Annotated in this window: 14 protein-coding genes; 13 read left to right on the top strand and 1 reads right to left on the bottom strand. The window is 44.2% G+C overall.

The window, feature by feature from the left end:
• Nucleotides 1-84 precede the first annotated feature (84 nt).
• From maeB to MKX38_RS14700, 6 genes are all read left to right on the top strand, one after another.
• Nucleotides 85-1,317 carry an NADP-dependent malic enzyme gene (gene maeB / locus MKX38_RS14725; protein ID WP_014664951.1) on the top strand — a complete coding sequence of 411 codons (1,233 nt, stop codon included), beginning with the start codon at nucleotides 85-87 and terminating at the stop codon, nucleotides 1,315-1,317.
• A gap of 334 nt (nucleotides 1,318-1,651) precedes the next feature.
• The gene (gene accD, locus MKX38_RS14720) at nucleotides 1,652-2,524 is read left to right on the top strand and encodes an acetyl-CoA carboxylase, carboxyltransferase subunit beta (RefSeq protein ID WP_003223544.1); all 873 of its coding nucleotides are present in this window, start codon (nucleotides 1,652-1,654) and stop codon (nucleotides 2,522-2,524) included.
• Complete coding sequence (accA, locus tag MKX38_RS14715; protein WP_339187577.1) at nucleotides 2,509-3,486, top strand: acetyl-CoA carboxylase carboxyl transferase subunit alpha; 978 nt, start codon at nucleotides 2,509-2,511, stop codon at nucleotides 3,484-3,486. Before accD ends, accA begins: the two co-directional genes overlap by 16 nt.
• Nucleotides 3,487-3,669: 183 nt before the next feature.
• Nucleotides 3,670-4,629 (top strand): 6-phosphofructokinase, encoded by a 960-nt coding sequence (gene pfkA / locus MKX38_RS14710; protein WP_003237788.1) that lies wholly within the window; start codon nucleotides 3,670-3,672, stop codon nucleotides 4,627-4,629.
• A 42-nt stretch (nucleotides 4,630-4,671) separates the two neighbouring features.
• Nucleotides 4,672-6,429 carry a pyruvate kinase gene (gene pyk / locus MKX38_RS14705; RefSeq protein ID WP_024573339.1) on the top strand — a complete coding sequence of 586 codons (1,758 nt, stop codon included), beginning with the start codon at nucleotides 4,672-4,674 and terminating at the stop codon, nucleotides 6,427-6,429.
• Between the two features lie 92 nt (nucleotides 6,430-6,521).
• On the top strand, nucleotides 6,522-6,905 hold the full coding sequence (locus MKX38_RS14700; RefSeq protein ID WP_015251477.1) for an FxsA family protein: 384 nt from the start codon (nucleotides 6,522-6,524) through the stop codon (nucleotides 6,903-6,905).
• A 33-nt stretch (nucleotides 6,906-6,938) separates the two neighbouring features.
• On the opposite strand, the gene ytvI is transcribed toward MKX38_RS14700, so the two are convergent.
• A complete protein-coding gene (gene ytvI, locus MKX38_RS14695) occupies nucleotides 6,939-8,054 on the bottom strand; it encodes a sporulation integral membrane protein YtvI (RefSeq protein WP_004399115.1) in 1,116 nt (371 codons plus the stop codon).
• 96 nt (nucleotides 8,055-8,150) lie between these two features.
• Here ytvI and MKX38_RS14690 point away from each other — a divergent pair, with 96 nt between their 5' ends.
• The 7 genes from MKX38_RS14690 (at nucleotide 8,151) to polA (ending at nucleotide 18,037) form a co-directional block, all read left to right on the top strand.
• Nucleotides 8,151-8,615, top strand: coding sequence for a DUF441 domain-containing protein (locus MKX38_RS14690; RefSeq protein ID WP_015251478.1), 465 nt, complete (start codon nucleotides 8,151-8,153; stop codon nucleotides 8,613-8,615).
• A gap of 333 nt (nucleotides 8,616-8,948) precedes the next feature.
• Entirely contained in the window at nucleotides 8,949-10,067 is a 1,119-nt protein-coding gene (citZ, locus tag MKX38_RS14685) for a citrate synthase (protein WP_004398810.1), read from the top strand.
• A gap of 164 nt (nucleotides 10,068-10,231) precedes the next feature.
• A complete protein-coding gene (gene icd / locus MKX38_RS14680) occupies nucleotides 10,232-11,503 on the top strand; it encodes an NADP-dependent isocitrate dehydrogenase (protein WP_014477637.1) in 1,272 nt (423 codons plus the stop codon).
• 43 nt (nucleotides 11,504-11,546) lie between these two features.
• Entirely contained in the window at nucleotides 11,547-12,485 is a 939-nt protein-coding gene (mdh, locus tag MKX38_RS14675; RefSeq protein ID WP_003237775.1) for a malate dehydrogenase, read from the top strand.
• Nucleotides 12,486-12,696: 211 nt separating this feature from the next.
• Nucleotides 12,697-13,419: a two-component system response regulator PhoP gene (gene phoP / locus MKX38_RS14670; RefSeq protein WP_014477634.1), complete on the top strand. Its 723-nt coding sequence runs from the start codon at nucleotides 12,697-12,699 to the stop codon at nucleotides 13,417-13,419.
• On the top strand, nucleotides 13,412-15,151 hold the full coding sequence (gene phoR / locus MKX38_RS14665) for an ATP-binding protein (protein WP_212059316.1): 1,740 nt from the start codon (nucleotides 13,412-13,414) through the stop codon (nucleotides 15,149-15,151). Before phoP ends, phoR begins: the two co-directional genes overlap by 8 nt.
• A gap of 243 nt (nucleotides 15,152-15,394) precedes the next feature.
• Nucleotides 15,395-18,037 carry a DNA polymerase I gene (gene polA, locus MKX38_RS14660; RefSeq protein WP_339187572.1) on the top strand — a complete coding sequence of 881 codons (2,643 nt, stop codon included), beginning with the start codon at nucleotides 15,395-15,397 and terminating at the stop codon, nucleotides 18,035-18,037.
• The last annotated feature ends 13 nt before the right edge of the window (nucleotides 18,038-18,050 follow it).

The following is an 18,050-nucleotide window of genomic DNA, read 5'->3' as shown; positions in this document are numbered from 1 at the left end:
TTCAGATAGATTTACTCCGCAGAATGCAGCAATCAACGCAGCAGTATACGAATCAAAAAATATCCATAAGGAGTGTTTAGGAGAATGTCATTAAGAGAAGAAGCATTACACCTGCATAAAGTCAACCAGGGGAAACTGGAGTCTAAATCAAAAGTAGAGGTCAGAAATGCGAAAGATTTAAGCCTCGCGTATTCTCCGGGTGTTGCAGAACCGTGTAAGGATATTCATGAAGACATTAACAAAGTATATGATTACACAATGAAGGGGAACATGGTAGCAGTTGTAACTGACGGTACAGCTGTGCTTGGCCTTGGAAACATCGGCCCTGAAGCGGCGCTTCCTGTTATGGAAGGGAAAGCAGTTCTTTTCAAAAGCTTTGCGGGCGTAGATGCGTTCCCGATTGCTTTAAACACAAACGATGTTGATAAAATCGTTGAAACTGTAAAATTGCTGGAACCGACATTTGGCGGCGTCAACCTTGAAGATATTGCAGCGCCAAACTGCTTTATCATTGAAGAGCGCCTCAAAAAAGAAACAAACATCCCGGTTTTCCATGATGATCAGCACGGTACTGCCATTGTAACCGTAGCAGGTCTTGTGAACGCGCTGAAACTGTCTGGAAAATCCATGTCATCCATTAAAGTTGTCGCAAACGGCGCGGGTGCGGCTGGCATTGCGATTATCAAGCTTCTTCATCATTATGGCGTTCGCGACATTGTGATGTGCGATTCCAAAGGGGCCATTTATGAAGGGCGCCCGAACGGCATGAACGATGTCAAAAATGAAGTGGCGAAGTTCACGAACCAAGACCGCAAAGACGGTTCTCTGAAAGATGTCATCGTTGATGCTGACGTATTTATCGGTGTCTCTGTAGCAGGCGCGCTAACAAAAGAAATGGTTCAAAGCATGGCAAAAGATCCGATTATCTTTGCAATGGCAAATCCAAATCCGGAAATCATGCCGGAAGATGCGCGTGAAGCCGGAGCAAGCGTTATCGGAACTGGCCGTTCTGACTTCCCAAACCAAGTAAACAATGTTCTTGCATTCCCTGGTATTTTCCGCGGAGCACTTGATGTGCGTGCCACTCATATTAACGAGGAAATGAAAATCGCAGCGGTTGAAGCCATTGCTTCACTGGTTTCAGAAGATGAGCTTAGCGCAGATTATGTCATCCCTGCACCGTTTGATAAACGTGTTGCGCCTGCTGTTGCGAAGGCTGTGGCAAAAGCTGCGATGGAAACAGGTGTTGCAAGAATCACTGTTGACCCTGAGGAAGTCGCAGAAAAAACAAGAAAACTTACGATTATTGGTGAATAATTTTAATTCATTCCAAAAATGGCAGCGCGTTGGCGGAGACCGGCGCGCTGTTCTCAAGTTAAACTGACGGCTGAAATTTTTTTAGGGGGTTAGCCTTAAAAAAATTTCAGCCGGGTTTAACATTATTTTTGAATGCGCTGTCAACCTTGTCGTTTCAACACCTTATCTGATTTCATACAAGCCTTTCCGAGCACGTCATCGAATAAAAAGTTGTCGAATTGAGGATGACAGCGTTTGACAAAAAAAGTACAATAGTTTCGGTAAAGTTATTAGCAAGTCTATCTGTTTGATGACATGCGGTGAAGAGAACCCTTCACAAAAGGGAGGTAATCATTTGTTAAAGGATATATTCACGAAAAAGAAAAAGTATGCTTCCGTACCGTCTGATCAAGCGAAGCACGATGTTCCGGAAGGCATTATGACAAAATGTCCTAAGTGTAAAAAAATCATGCTCACTAAAGAGTTGGATAAAAATATGCGGGTATGCATGAACTGCGATTATCATTTCCCAATGAACGCAAAACAGCGTATCGAAAGCTTGATGGATGAACAATCCTTTGAGGAATTTAATCAGGGAATGCTCTCGGAAAATCCGCTTGGTTTCCCGGGATATCTGGAAAAGCTTGAAAAAGATCGCGAGAAAACATCCTTAAACGAGGCTGTTGTGACAGGCAAGGGCACCATCGGCGGACACCCGGCTGTTGTCGCCGTCATGGACTCTTCATTCAGAATGGGCAGCATGGGTTCAGTCGTCGGTGAAAAAATCACGCTTGCGATTGAAAAAGCAAAAGCTGATAAAGTTCCGTTTATTATTTTTACGGCTTCAGGCGGTGCTAGAATGCAGGAAGGCGTATTAAGTTTGATGCAGATGGCTAAGACAAGCTCTGCGTTAAAACTGTTCAGTGAAGAACAGGGTCTTATTATTTCAGTAATGACGCATCCGACTACCGGGGGCGTATCAGCAAGCTTTGCATCCCTTGGCGATTACAATTTCGCTGAGCCTGGCGCGCTGATCGGTTTTGCCGGAAGACGGATTATTGAACAGACAATAGGAGAAAAACTGCCTGAGGACTTCCAAACGGCTGAATTTTTATTAAAACATGGACAGCTTGATGCGGTTATTCATCGCGACGATATGAAAAAAACGTTAGAAAATCTGCTGGATATGCATCAAACAGGAGGTGACATTGAGTGGCTCCAAGATTAGAATTTGAAAAACCGGTGATTGAACTGCAAACCAAAATCGCCGAACTAAAAAAATTCACCCAAGATTCCGATATGGATCTAAGTGCGGAAATCGAACGGCTCGAAGACCGTCTCGCTAAGCTTCAGGATGATATTTATAAAAATTTGAAGCCATGGGACCGGGTTCAAATCGCGCGTCTGGCGGACCGTCCGACAACTCTTGATTATATCGAACACCTGTTTACCGACTTTTTTGAATGTCACGGAGACAGAGCGTACGGGGACGATGAAGCCATTGTCGGCGGGATTGCGAAGTTCCACGGCCTCCCTGTAACGGTAATCGGGCATCAGCGCGGCAAAGACACGAAGGAAAACCTAGTCCGTAATTTTGGGATGCCGCATCCAGAAGGCTACAGAAAAGCGCTTCGTCTGATGAAACAGGCTGACAAATTTAACAGACCAATTATCTGTTTTATTGATACGAAGGGGGCATACCCTGGACGAGCAGCTGAAGAAAGAGGACAAAGTGAAGCTATTGCCAAAAACCTGTTTGAGATGGCCGGCCTTCGAGTGCCTGTTATCTGCATCGTCATCGGTGAAGGCGGAAGCGGCGGAGCCCTTGGTCTGGGTGTAGGCAATCACTTGCATATGCTGGAAAACTCTACTTATTCTGTTATTTCTCCGGAAGGTGCCGCGGCACTTTTATGGAAGGACTCCAGTCTTGCTAAAAAAGCAGCAGAAACAATGAAAATCACTGCGCCGGATTTAAAAGAATTAGGTATTATAGATCATATGATTAAAGAAGTAAAAGGCGGAGCGCACCATGATGTGAAGCTGCAGGCAAGCATAATGGACGAAACTCTTAAACAATCGTTAAAAACTTTGCTGAAGCTGAGCGAAGAAGAATTAGTTCAGCAGCGCTATGAAAAATATAAAGCAATTGGCAAAGTCTCGGTTGAAGATCAATATATCGGGGTAAACTAAATAAACGTGAAGCCTTTGGCTCACGTTTATTTTTTGTGACATTCCTTAAATTTTATTTAAAAACAATTTATTTAATTGTATAATAGTTAAGGTTTCATAGGGAGGATGGAGATCCCTTTTCATTGTTTTTAGGGCAATGATCATGTTATGTTTAATCATATATGTTGCTGAGGTGAATGGAGAATGAAACGAATAGGGGTATTAACGAGCGGCGGGGATTCCCCGGGAATGAACGCAGCAGTTCGCGCAGTAGTCAGAAAAGCGATCTATCATGACGTTGAAGTTTACGGTATTTACAACGGATACGCGGGATTGATCAGCGGAAAGATTGAAAAGCTTGAACTCGGATCAGTAGGCGATATTATACATCGTGGAGGAACTAAGCTTTATACGGCAAGATGTCCTGAATTCAAAACAGTTGAAGGCCGTGAAAAAGGGATAGAAAACTTGAAGAAGCTTGGTATTGAAGGCCTTGTTGTTATCGGCGGAGACGGTTCATATATGGGTGCGAAAAAATTAACGGAACACGGGTTTCCATGTGTAGGTGTACCGGGTACAATTGATAATGACATTCCGGGCACTGATTTTACAATCGGTTTCGATACAGCTTTAAATACAGTAATTGACGCAATTGATAAGATTCGCGATACAGCGACTTCTCATGAACGTACATATGTAATCGAAGTAATGGGCCGTCATGCCGGCGATATCGCATTGTGGGCCGGTCTTGCAGGGGGAGCGGAATCGATCTTAATCCCTGAGGCAGACTATGACATGCACGAAATCATTGCCCGCTTAAAACGCGGCCACGAACGCGGCAAGAAGCACAGTATTATTATTGTTGCCGAAGGTGTAGGCAGCGGTGTTGAATTCGGGAAACGCATTGAAGAAGAAACAAATCTTGAAACTAGGGTATCTGTATTGGGCCATATCCAGCGCGGAGGTTCTCCGAGTGCTGCTGACCGTGTGTTAGCAAGCCGTCTCGGCGCATATGCAGTTGAACTGCTGCTTGAAGGAAAAGGCGGACGCTGTGTAGGTATACAAAACAATAAGCTTGTAGACCATGATATTATAGAAATACTTGAGACAAAACACACAGTTGAGCAAAACATGTATCAGCTTTCAAAAGAACTGTCTATCTAATGTACAGCTGAAGGCTGAAGATTTCAGAAGGAAGTGAACCAAATGAGAAAAACTAAAATTGTTTGTACCATCGGTCCGGCAAGTGAAAGTATTGAAATGCTTACGAAATTAATGGAGTCAGGAATGAACGTGGCTCGATTAAACTTTTCTCACGGAGATTTTGAGGAGCACGGTGCAAGAATTAAAAATATCCGCGAAGCAAGTAAAAAACTTGGCAAGAACGTTGGAATTCTGCTTGATACAAAAGGTCCTGAAATCCGCACACATACAATGGAAAATGGCGGTATTGAGCTTGAAACAGGCAAAGAGCTCATTATTTCAATGGACGAGGTTGTAGGAACAACAGATAAAATTTCAGTGACATATGAAGGTTTAGTCCATGACGTTGAACAAGGTTCAACGATTCTTTTAGATGACGGCCTTATCGGTCTTGAGGTACTTGATGTAGATGCCGCTAAACGCGAAATCAAAACAAAAGTATTAAACAACGGAACACTCAAAAATAAAAAAGGTGTTAACGTACCGGGCGTAAGTGTCAATCTTCCGGGTATTACTGAAAAGGATGCGCGAGATATCGTTTTCGGTATTGAGCAAGGAGTAGACTTCATCGCACCATCTTTCATTCGACGTTCTACGGATGTGCTCGAAATCCGTGAGCTTCTTGAAGAGCACAACGCTCAGGATATTCAAATCATCCCTAAAATCGAAAACCAAGAGGGCGTTGACAACATCGATGCGATTCTCGAAGTGTCTGACGGCTTAATGGTTGCACGCGGAGACTTAGGTGTGGAAATTCCAGCTGAAGAAGTGCCGCTTGTGCAAAAAGAACTGATCAAAAAATGCAACGCGCTGGGCAAACCTGTTATTACAGCGACACAAATGCTTGACAGCATGCAGCGCAACCCGCGTCCGACTCGTGCGGAAGCAAGTGACGTTGCAAACGCGATCTTCGACGGAACAGATGCGATCATGCTATCTGGTGAAACTGCTGCCGGAAGCTATCCGGTTGAAGCAGTTCAAACAATGCATAACATCGCGTCCCGTTCTGAAGAAGCTTTAAATTATAAAGAAATTCTCTCAAAACGCAGAGATCAAGTGGGCATGACAATTACAGACGCAATTGGACAATCTGTCGCGCATACGGCGATTAACCTGAATGCTGCTGCGATCGTAACGCCGACAGAAAGCGGCCATACAGCACGTATGATTGCAAAATACCGTCCGCAGGCTCCGATTGTTGCGGTTACTGTAAATGACTCTATTTCCAGAAAGCTTGCCCTCGTATCTGGCGTATTCGCGGAAAGCGGCCAAAATGCGAGCTCAACAGATGAGATGCTTGAGGATGCTGTCCAAAAATCATTGAACAGCGGAATTGTAAAACACGGCGATCTTATCGTTATTACAGCAGGCACTGTCGGTGAGTCCGGCACTACGAATTTAATGAAGGTTCATACTGTCGGTGATATCATCGCTAAAGGCCAAGGCATTGGACGCAAATCAGCTTACGGTCCGGTTGTCGTTGCACAAAATGCAAAAGAAGCTGAGCAAAAAATGACTGACGGTGCGGTACTTGTTACCAAAAGCACTGACCGTGATATGATTACATCCCTTGAAAAAGCGTCTGCTCTTATTACAGAAGAAGGCGGTTTGACTAGCCATGCGGCGGTAGTCGGATTAAGCCTTGGCATCCCGGTTATCGTGGGTCTGGAAAATGCGACATCTATTTTGACAGATGGCCAGGATATTACAGTTGACGCTTCCAGAGGTGCAGTCTATCAAGGCCGTGCGAGCGTTCTTTAATTACAGGTGAAAACGGAAGGGGAATCCCTTCCTTTTCTCTTTATCATGCCTTTTGTTGAACAGAACGTGTTACACGTGTGGGGGGCTTGGATATGAGATTTTTGTTTTTGCTTTTTATTGTGTTTCCGGCAATAGAAATCGGCATATTCCTATTTTTAGGCAAGCTGATTGGCATTTTACCGACAGTTCTATTCATGATTCTGACGGGCATTATCGGCGCAGCAGCTGCAAAAAAACAAGGAACCGAAGTGTATTATAAGGTTCAGCGTGATCTTCAATATGGCAAAATGCCGGGGGAAGCGATTGCTGACGGTCTGTGCATTTTCATTGGCGGTCTATTGCTGATGCTTCCGGGCTTTTTATCAGATTTGGCCGGCGCCTGTCTTCTTATCCCGTTTACCCGCGGCTGGTGTAAGCCGATTCTGTTCAAATGGCTGAGAGGAATGTCGAAGAATAAGCGGATCATCATCAAATAAAAAACGGCAGCCATGAAAAAAACGGCTGCCGTTTTATTTTTGCTGAACGGTGATATAGGACCATATTTCTTTTAATGCGCCTGTTGTGATGAAAGCTTGGATGATGACGAGTACAGCCGGTCCCGCAATCAGTCCTAAAAACCCGAATAATTTAAAGCCGGCAAACAGGGCGATGAGTGTTGCCAGCGGATCGATCCCGATAGATTTACTTAGTATCTTGGGCTCTGTCAGCTGCCGCTGAATAAGAACGACGAGGTACAGGATACCAATTCCGATTGCTTGGGGCAGCTGGCCCGTAATCGATAAATACAAAATCCAGGGCACAAATACGGAGCCGGCACCTAAGTAAGGGAGAAGATCTACAAGCCCGATTAAAAAAGCAATTGTTGCGGCGTGTTCAACCTTTAAGAGAGAAAGGCCGATAAATACAATCACCATCGTGATGAAAACGAGGACGGCTTGTGCTTTGATAAAACCAGTCATTGCTTTTTTTAATTCGCTGCTGATTGCTTTGCTGTTAGCTGTCACACGATCCGGCAGAATTAAAACAAGCATGGCTTTCAGCTTATGCCAATCCTTTGTCATAAAAAAGGTTGCCAGAAGAGAAAAAATCAGAACCGCCGCCGTATTGGGAAGAAGAGCGAAAAATCTCGGGATCATCTCTAGAATGTGGGACAGCAGGAGCCCGGCATTTTTAGCGGCAGAATCACCGAGTGTCTGGATATGAGTGACGATGGAAGCCTGCTGGTTCGTTTCCAATTCTTGAAACAAAAGAGTTAACTCGTTATAGAGCGGCTGAATATGAGTGGTAAACAATTTTTCGCAATATGAAATAAACGTGCTGATATGCGGAGGCAGCGTTTTTGCTAGATAGGCTGTTCCCGTTACGATTTCGGCTACCAGAATGGTGAGGACGCCGAAGGCTGCGAGCAGAAAAAAAGCAAGAACGCCCAGAACATTTATCGTTCGGGGGAATCCTGTCACTTTGTCCAAATAATCGACAACAGGATGAATCACTGAAGAAAGAATAAGGGCGATCAGGAACGGATAAGTTAACGGAAACGAATAATAGGCCGCAGCTATCGACCCTGCGGTCATTGATATGACAAAGAGGGTTCTGAAAAAAATAGTGATATAAGATTGATTCACGAAAACGGTCCTCCTCTCGTCAGCATGTCCTATTTTTTATATGTATTCACGCTGCGGCTGAATATGAATACATTCATCTTAAAGGAGGGATGGCATGTGTTTACACAAGCGAATTTATTTTTAATTTTACTCTTGGCTATCGCACTTATCGCAAAAAACCAATCATTGCTCTTTGCTGTATCCGTCCTTTTGATCATCAAAATCGTTGGGCTTGATCAGAAATTATTTCCGACCATCCAGTCAAAAGGCATTAACTGGGGTGTGACCATTATTACCATCGCCGTTCTTGTCCCGATTGCCACGGGAGAAATCGGATTTAAGCAGCTTGGAGAAGCAATGCGGTCTTCCTACGCATGGATCGCCCTTGGAGCGGGGATCGCAGTGGCGCTGATTGCAAAAAACGGCCTGGCCCTGCTTGAAAATGATCCGCATATTACAACTGCTCTCGTGATCGGGACCATTCTTGCAGTCGCGCTTTTTGGAGGAGTTGCGGTGGGGCCGCTGATCGGAGCGGGGATTGCTTATTTAGCCATGCAGATCGTAAAACTGTTCACTTCATAAAAAAAAGCGGCCTTAAAGCCGCTTTTTTTTTATGCAAAAACCCGCAAATAAAGGCGTTTTTTCGGGGAAATCACAGAATGAAAAAAAAAATTATAGGTAAACATTTAACAAATGTCTGATTATTGTTTATAATGAGAATAGGCTTAAACTTAAATAAGCTTATAAGAATTTGTTATGTTCTTTCATAAGCAAAGGGTTTTAGTTCCAGCAGCCAGTAAAATGTAAGCATTTTCTTTTTGGGGGAGAGAAATACTTGCATCGTGCTTTTTAAGTAAGCCTCATGTTTTTACAACACTCTTAAAGGGGAAATTTATTGAAAAGGAGATGTTATATATGACAGCGACACGCGGTCTTGAAGGGGTTGTAGCAACAACATCATCTGTTAGTTCTATTATTGATGATACCCTTACATATGTGGGGTATGATATCGATGATTTGACAGAGAATGCAAGTTTTGAAGAAATCATCTACTTGCTTTGGCATCTAAGGCTGCCAAACAAAAAAGAGCTTGAAGAGTTAAAGCAGCAGCTTGCAAAGGAAGCTGCCGTTCCGCAAGAAATTATTGAGCACTTCAAATCTTATTCCCTCGAAAATGTTCATCCCATGGCTGCTCTTCGGACAGCAATTTCATTACTAGGCCTGCTTGACAGCGAGGCTGATACCATGAACCCGGAAGCCAACTACAGAAAGGCGATCCGCCTTCAGGCAAAGGTGCCTGGCCTGGTTGCAGCGTTTTCCAGAATTCGCAAGGGTCTTGAGCCTGTTGAACCGAGAGAAGATTACGGTATTGCGGAGAATTTTCTTTACACATTAAACGGTGAAGAGCCTTCACCAATTGAAGTTGAAGCCTTCAACAAAGCATTGATTTTACATGCTGACCATGAGCTGAACGCGTCAACGTTCACAGCGAGGGTCTGCGTCGCAACACTTTCTGACATCTATTCAGGCATTACTGCAGCAATCGGCGCGCTGAAAGGGCCTCTTCACGGCGGAGCGAATGAAGGCGTTATGAAAATGCTGACAGAAATCGGTGAAGTGGAAAACGCTGAGCCGTACATCCGCGCTAAACTTGAAAAGAAAGAAAAAATCATGGGATTCGGCCACCGTGTGTATAAGCATGGTGATCCGCGCGCGAAGCATCTGAAAGAAATGAGCAAGCGCCTGACCAACCTGACAGGCGAAAGCAAATGGTATGAGATGTCGATTCGTATAGAAGACATCGTCACATCAGAGAAAAAGCTTCCGCCTAACGTTGATTTCTATTCGGCTTCTGTATATCACAGCCTCGGTATTGACCATGATTTGTTTACACCGATTTTTGCTGTAAGCAGAATGTCCGGCTGGCTCGCTCATATTCTTGAGCAGTATGACAACAACCGTCTGATCCGCCCGCGGGCAGATTACACAGGCCCTGACAAACAAAAATTCGTTCCGATTGAAGAAAGAGCCTAAAGAACCATTGGAGGCTGGCTTGCGTCAATGAGGTTAGCCTCTTGTTCAGAACATCAAAATTGGGTTACACTTTAAATTGAATGTTAGGAAAAATCATTTTATTTTCTATATAAGAAAAATAAAATGTTTTCTAAATATGAATTACATACTGGGAGGTTTTTATTGTGGCACAAGGTGAAAAAATTACAGTCTCTAACGGAGTATTAAACGTACCAAACAACCCGATTATCCCATTTATCGAAGGAGACGGAACCGGTCCTGATATTTGGAACGCGGCTTCGAAGGTTTTGGAAGCAGCAGTAGAAAAAGCATACAAAGGCGAAAAGAAAATTACATGGAAAGAAGTTTACGCCGGAGAAAAGGCTTATAATAAAACAGGTGAGTGGCTCCCTGCTGAAACATTAGATGTGATCCGCGAATATTTCATCGCGATTAAAGGCCCGTTAACGACACCTGTCGGCGGCGGTATCCGTTCTTTGAACGTAGCGCTCAGACAAGAGCTTGACCTATTCGTCTGCTTAAGACCTGTAAGATACTTTACTGGAGTGCCGTCACCGGTAAAACGCCCTGAAGATACTGATATGGTCATCTTCCGTGAAAATACAGAAGATATTTACGCAGGCATCGAGTATGCAAAAGGCTCTGAAGAAGTGCAAAAGCTTATCAGCTTCCTTCAAAATGAGTTAAACGTCAACAAAATCCGTTTCCCTGAGACATCAGGTATCGGCATTAAGCCTGTTTCAGAAGAAGGAACAAGCCGCTTGGTCAGAGCTGCCATTGATTATGCGATCGAGCATGGCCGCAAATCTGTAACGCTTGTTCACAAAGGAAACATCATGAAGTTCACAGAAGGCGCGTTCAAAAACTGGGGCTATGAACTTGCTGAAAAAGAATACGGAGATAAAGTCTTCACATGGGCTCAATATGACCGCATTGCTGAAGAAGAAGGAAAAGACGCTGCCAACAAAGCGCAAAGCGAAGCGGAAGCAGCAGGAAAAATCATTATCAAAGACAGCATTGCTGACATTTTCCTTCAGCAGATCTTAACGCGTCCAAACGAGTTTGATGTCGTTGCGACAATGAACTTGAACGGAGATTACATTTCTGATGCTCTTGCTGCGCAAGTCGGCGGAATCGGCATTGCTCCTGGAGCGAACATCAACTACGAAACAGGACATGCGATTTTCGAGGCGACGCACGGAACGGCTCCTAAATATGCAGGCCTTGATAAAGTAAACCCATCTTCAGTTATTCTTTCAGGCGTTCTGCTTCTTGAGCATTTAGGATGGAACGAAGCGGCTGATTTGGTTATCAAATCTATGGAAAAAACAATCGCTTCCAAAGTCGTAACTTACGATTTTGCTAGATTAATGGACGGGGCGACTGAAGTGAAATGCTCAGAGTTCGGAGAAGAACTGATCAAAAACATGGACTAAGCAAGGAAAAAGCCTAAAACTAGCCATAAAGGAGAAGAGAGACATGGGAAATACTCGTAAAAAAGTTTCTGTTATCGGAGCAGGTTTTACCGGAGCTACAACTGCATTTTTAATCGCTCAAAAAGAGCTGGCAGACGTTGTTCTTGTTGACATTCCGCAATTGGAGAACCCGACAAAGGGAAAAGCGCTTGATATGCTTGAAGCAAGCCCAGTTCAAGGCTTTGACGCAAAAATTACGGGAACATCTAATTACGAGGATACAGCTGGCTCTGACATTGTTGTCATTACAGCCGGTATCGCAAGAAAACCTGGTATGAGCAGAGATGATCTGGTCTCTACAAACGAAAAGATTATGAGAAGCGTTACGCGGGAAATCGTGAAATATTCTCCTGACTCTATTATTGTGGTGCTGACAAATCCTGTTGATGCAATGACATACGCGGTGTACAAAGAATCAGGCTTCCCTAAAGAGCGCGTAATCGGCCAGTCCGGTGTGCTTGATACGGCAAGATTCAGAACATTTGTGGCAGAGGAATTAAACCTGTCAGTGAAAGATGTGACTGGTTTCGTACTCGGCGGACACGGTGACGATATGGTTCCGCTTGTGCGTTATTCTTATGCTGGCGGTATCCCGCTTGAAACTCTTATTCCGAAAGAACGGATTGACGCAATTGTGGAGCGCACTAGAAAAGGCGGAGGCGAAATCGTGAATCTTCTTGGAAACGGAAGCGCGTATTATGCGCCTGCGGCTTCTCTGACTGAAATGGTCGAAGCGATCTTGAAAGATCAGCGCCGCGTTCTTCCTACAATTGCTTATCTTGAAGGGGAATACGGCTATGAAGGCATCTACCTTGGTGTTCCTACAATTGTAGGCGGCAACGGTCTTGAGCAAATCATTGAACTTGAACTGACAGACTATGAAAGAGCGCAGCTGAATAAATCAGTTGAATCTGTCAAAAATGTCATGAAAGTATTATCCTAATAAAAAGAGAGAAAGGCTTGCTTAATACAGCCTTTCTCTTTTTACTATAAATGAAAGCGTTATCATAAACATCTATATTTCTTTTAAAAATGATGTAAAAGGCGAATTGTCGGAATGTCCTGCTTTCGCTAAAATAAAATCATGAAACATGTTAAGATGACATAAAATAGAGAAATAGGATGTCGGGGAATTATAATACTGGAGGCACAGCATGAACAAGAAAATTTTAGTTGTGGATGATGAAGAATCTATTGTTACTCTTTTACAGTACAATTTGGAACGGTCAGGCTATGATGTCATTACCGCCTCGGATGGGGAAGAAGCACTCAAAAAAGCGGAAACAGAGAAGCCTGATTTGATTGTGCTTGATGTGATGCTTCCAAAATTGGACGGAATCGAAGTATGCAAGCAGCTGAGACAGCAAAAACTGATGTTTCCCATTTTAATGCTGACAGCGAAGGATGAGGAATTCGACAAAGTATTAGGGCTTGAGCTCGGTGCTGATGATTATATGACCAAGCCGTTCAGTCCAAGGGAAGTAAATGCGAGAGTAAAAGCGATTTTAAGGCGTTCGGAAATGGCTGCGCCCTCTAGTGAGATGAAGAATGATGAAATGGAAGGCCAAATCGTAATTGGCGATCTGAAAATCCTGCCTGATCATTATGAAGCGTACTTTAAAGAAAGTCAGCTTGAACTGACACCGAAAGAATTCGAACTGCTGCTCTATTTAGGCAGACATAAAGGCAGAGTTCTGACAAGAGACCTGCTGCTGAGCGCAGTCTGGAATTATGATTTTGCCGGAGATACGAGAATTGTTGATGTGCACATCAGCCATCTTCGCGACAAAATTGAAAACAATACTAAAAAACCGATCTACATTAAAACGATTAGGGGATTGGGGTATAAACTGGAGGAGCCAAAAATGAATGAATAAATACCGTGTGCGCCTTTTTTCTGTATTCGTTGTCTGTATGATTCTGGTGTTTTGTGTCCTCGGGCTGTTTTTACAGCAGCTTTTTGAAACATCTGATCAAAGGAAAGCAGAGGAACACATTGAAAAAGAAGCAAAATACTTGGCTTCGCTTCTTGATGCCGGCAATCTGAATGATCAAGCAAATGAGAAAATCATTAAAGATGCAGGCGGCGCGCTTGATGTGAGCGCATCCGTTATCGATACAGACGGCAAGGTGCTGTATGGGTCAAACGGGAGAGCGGCTGATTCCCAAAAGGTGCAGGCGCTTGTTTCTGGACATGAGGGTATTCTGTCAACAACAGATAACAAGCTTTATTACGGACTTTCACTTAGAAGCGAAGGTGAAAAAACAGGATATGTACTGCTTTCCGCCTCTGAAAAAAGCGACGGCTTAAAAGGCGAATTGTGGGGGATGCTGACGGCCAGTCTTTGTACCGCATTTATCGTCATTGTTTATTTTTATTCCAGCATGACCTCACGTTATAAAAGGTCAATTGAGTCAGCGACAAATGTAGCCACAGAACTCTCTAAGGGCAACTACGATGCACGGACGTACGGCGGCTATATTAGGCGTTCTGATAAGCTAGGACATGCGATGAACAGCCTTGCCATTGATCTGATGGAAATGACGCGAACGCAGGAAATGCAGCGGGATCGGCTGCTGACAGTCATTGAAAACATTGGCTCCGGGCTGATTATGATCGACGGAAGAGGCTTTATTAATCTCGTAAACAGGTCTTACGCCAAGCAGTTTCATATCAATCCGAATCATATGCTGCGCCGTCTTTATCACGATGCATTTGAACATGAAGAAGTGATCCAGCTTGTCGAAGACATTTTTATGACGGAGACAAAGAAATGCAAGCTGTTAAGACTTCCGATCAAAATAGAACGGCGTTATTTTGAAGTGGACGGCGTTCCGATTATGGGGCCGGACGATGAATGGAAAGGAATTGTGCTCGTTTTCCATGACATGACGGAAACGAAGAAATTAGAGCAGATGAGGAAGGATTTTGTGGCCAATGTTTCTCATGAGCTGAAAACGCCGATTACGTCAATAAAAGGGTTTACGGAGACGTTATTGGACGGGGCGATGGAGGACAAAGAGGCGCTTTCTGAATTTCTCTCTATTATTCTTAAGGAAAGCGAAAGGCTTCAGTCTTTGGTTCAGGATTTGCTCGATCTCTCAAAAATCGAGCAGCAAAATTTCACGCTCAGTATCGAAACGTTTGAGCCGGCCAAAATGCTTGTTGAGATTGAAACGCTTCTGAAGCATAAGGCGGATGAGAAAGGCATCTCCTTGCACCTGAATGTCCCGAAAGACCCTCAATATGTATCTGGTGACCCGTACAGGCTGAAACAGGTATTTCTTAATCTCGTAAACAATGCGTTAACCTACACGCCTGAGGGGGGCTCCGTGGCTATCAATGTAAAGCCCAGAGAAAAAGACATTCAGATTGAGGTTGCCGATTCTGGAATCGGAATTCAGAAAGAAGAAATTCCGCGCATCTTTGAACGCTTTTACCGCGTAGATAAAGACAGAAGCAGGAATTCGGGCGGAACCGGGCTGGGCCTTGCGATTGTCAAGCATTTAATAGAGGCTCATGAAGGGAAAATTGATGTCACAAGCGAGCCTGGACGGGGAACTGTCTTTACCGTGACGCTGAAACGGGCCGCTGAAAAGTCCGCCTAATGTTTACAAAGGTTTAACAATATCTTCATGCACTGTTAAACCTATGCTGGTAGGATGTAGTAGAACCCCTTCATCCAAGGAGCCAATTTTGACGGCGGGAACCTATTTGTGTTCCCGTCCTTTTTTGTGTCTTCTCTTATAGTTCACGTATTTTCCTTTCAAATTGAACTTTGTTAAAATAAGAGGAGCTAATGACTATGTAAGAGATGAATGGAAGCCTGAGGCTTCTTAGGAGGAAATTGAATGACGGAACGAAAAAAATTAGTGCTTGTAGACGGAAACAGTCTGGCTTACCGGGCGTTTTTTGCATTGCCGCTGTTAAGCAATGATAAAGGTGTTCATACGAATGCTGTATACGGCTTTGCGATGATTTTGATGAAAATGCTTGAGGATGAAAAACCGACGCACATGCTGGTTGCGTTTGATGCCGGGAAAACAACATTTCGTCACGGCACATTTAAAGAATATAAAGGCGGCAGACAGAAAACCCCGCCTGAGCTTTCCGAACAAATGCCGTTTATCCGCGAGCTGCTGGATGCCTACCAGATCAGCCGCTATGAACTGGAACAATATGAAGCGGATGATATTATTGGCACACTGGCCAAATCGGCTGAAAAAGACGGATTTGAAGTAAAGGTTTTCTCAGGGGATAAGGATTTAACCCAGCTGGCAACGGACAAAACGACAGTTGCCATTACGAGAAAGGGAATTACCGATGTTGAATTTTACACACCGGAGCATGTCAAAGAGAAATATGGGCTTACGCCTGAACAAATCATTGACATGAAGGGTCTGATGGGCGATTCCTCAGATAATATTCCGGGTGTGCCCGGCGTCGGAGAAAAGACTGCGATTAAGCTTTTAAAACAATTTGATTCCGTTGAAAAGCTGCTGGAGTCCATTGACGAGGTGAGCGGAAAGAAATTGAAGGAAAAGCTTGAGGAGTTTAAGGATCAGGCATTGATGAGCAAGGAGCTTGCGACAATTATGACGGATGCTCCGATTGAGGTATCTGTTTCCGGCCTGGAATATCAAGGCTTTAATCGTGAACAGGTCATTGCCATCTTTAAAGATCTTGGCTTCAACACGCTTCTTGAACGGCTTGGAGAAGACAGTGCAGAAGCAGAACAGGATCAATCGTTGGAAGACATTAATGTCAAAACAGTCACAGACGTGACAAGCGATATATTGGTTTCTCCATCCGCATTTGTCGTTGAACAGATTGGCGATAATTATCATGAAGAGCCGATCCTCGGATTTTCGATCGTAAATAAAACGGGAGCTTATTTCATTCCGAAAGACATTGCCGTTGAGTCTGAGGTGTTTAAAGAATGGGTGGAAAATGACGAGCAGAAGAAATGGGTCTTCGACAGCAAGCGGGCTGTTGTCGCTTTGCGCTGGCAGGGCATTGAACTGAAAGGAGCCGAGTTTGATACGCTCCTTGCGGCTTATATCATCAACCCGGGCAATTCATATGACGACGTTGCGAGTGTGGCTAAGGATTACGGCCTGCATATCGTTTCAAGTGATGAATCGGTTTATGGAAAAGGAGCAAAACGGGCAGTGCCGTCAGAAGACGTACTGTCTGAGCACCTTGGCCGAAAAGCGTTAGCGATTCAAAGCCTTCGGGAAAAGCTCGTTCAGGAGCTGGAAAACAACGACCAGCTTGAACTGTTTGAAGAGCTGGAAATGCCTCTTGCGCTTATTCTCGGAGAAATGGAATCAACTGGCGTCAAGGTCGATGTTGACCGTTTAAAACGGATGGGTGAAGAACTGGGTGCGAAGCTGAAGGAATATGAAGAAAAAATCCATGAGATTGCGGGAGAGCCGTTTAACATCAATTCTCCGAAACAGCTAGGCGTCATCTTATTTGAAAAGATCGGCCTTCCTGTCGTAAAGAAAACGAAAACAGGCTATTCTACGTCTGCTGATGTGCTTGAAAAGCTGGCTGACAAGCATGATATTGTCGACTATATTTTACAGTACAGACAAATTGGCAAGCTTCAATCAACATATATCGAAGGGCTTTTAAAGGTGACGAGACCGGATTCGCATAAAGTGCACACGCGATTTAACCAGGCCTTAACGCAAACTGGCCGTCTCAGCTCGACTGATCCGAACCTGCAAAACATTCCGATCAGGCTTGAGGAAGGGCGGAAAATTCGCCAAGCTTTTGTGCCGTCTGAAAAAGACTGGCTCATTTTTGCAGCCGATTATTCACAAATCGAGCTGCGGGTGCTTGCCCATATTTCAAAGGATGAAAATCTGATCGAAGCTTTTACAAATGATATGGATATTCACACGAAAACGGCAATGGATGTGTTCCATGTCGCTAAGGATGAAGTGACATCTGCGATGAGACGCCAGGCGAAAGCGGTCAACTTTGGCATTGTTTACGGGATCAGCGATTACGGTCTGTCACAGAACCTCGGCATTACCCGGAAGGAAGCGGGAGCATTTATCGACCGCTATCTGGAAAGCTTCCAAGGCGTAAAAGCGTACATGGAAGATTCAGTACAGGAAGCGAAGCAAAAAGGATACGTAACAACGCTTATGCATCGCCGCCGCTACATCCCTGAGCTGACGAGCCGGAACTTTAATATCCGAAGTTTTGCAGAGCGGACGGCCATGAATACGCCGATTCAAGGAAGCGCCGCTGATATTATCAAAAAAGCCATGATTGACATGGCTGCCAAGCTGAAAGAAAAACAGTTGAAAGCAAGGCTTCTGCTTCAAGTACACGATGAATTGATTTTTGAGGCGCCAAAGGAAGAAATTGAAATTCTTGAAAAGCTTGTTCCTGAAGTGATGGAGCATGCGCTTGCATTAGATGTGCCGTTAAAGGTGGACTTTGCATCAGGCCCATCTTGGTACGATGCGAAATAAACAGAGATAGGAA

The sequence above is a fragment of the Bacillus sp. FSL M8-0025 genome (assembly GCF_037975475.1).
GTDB classification, from domain to species: Bacteria; Bacillota; Bacilli; order Bacillales; family Bacillaceae; genus Bacillus; species Bacillus subtilis.
The sequence above is the reverse complement of the archived record's forward strand: the minus strand, read 5'-3'. Positions and strand labels throughout refer to the sequence as shown.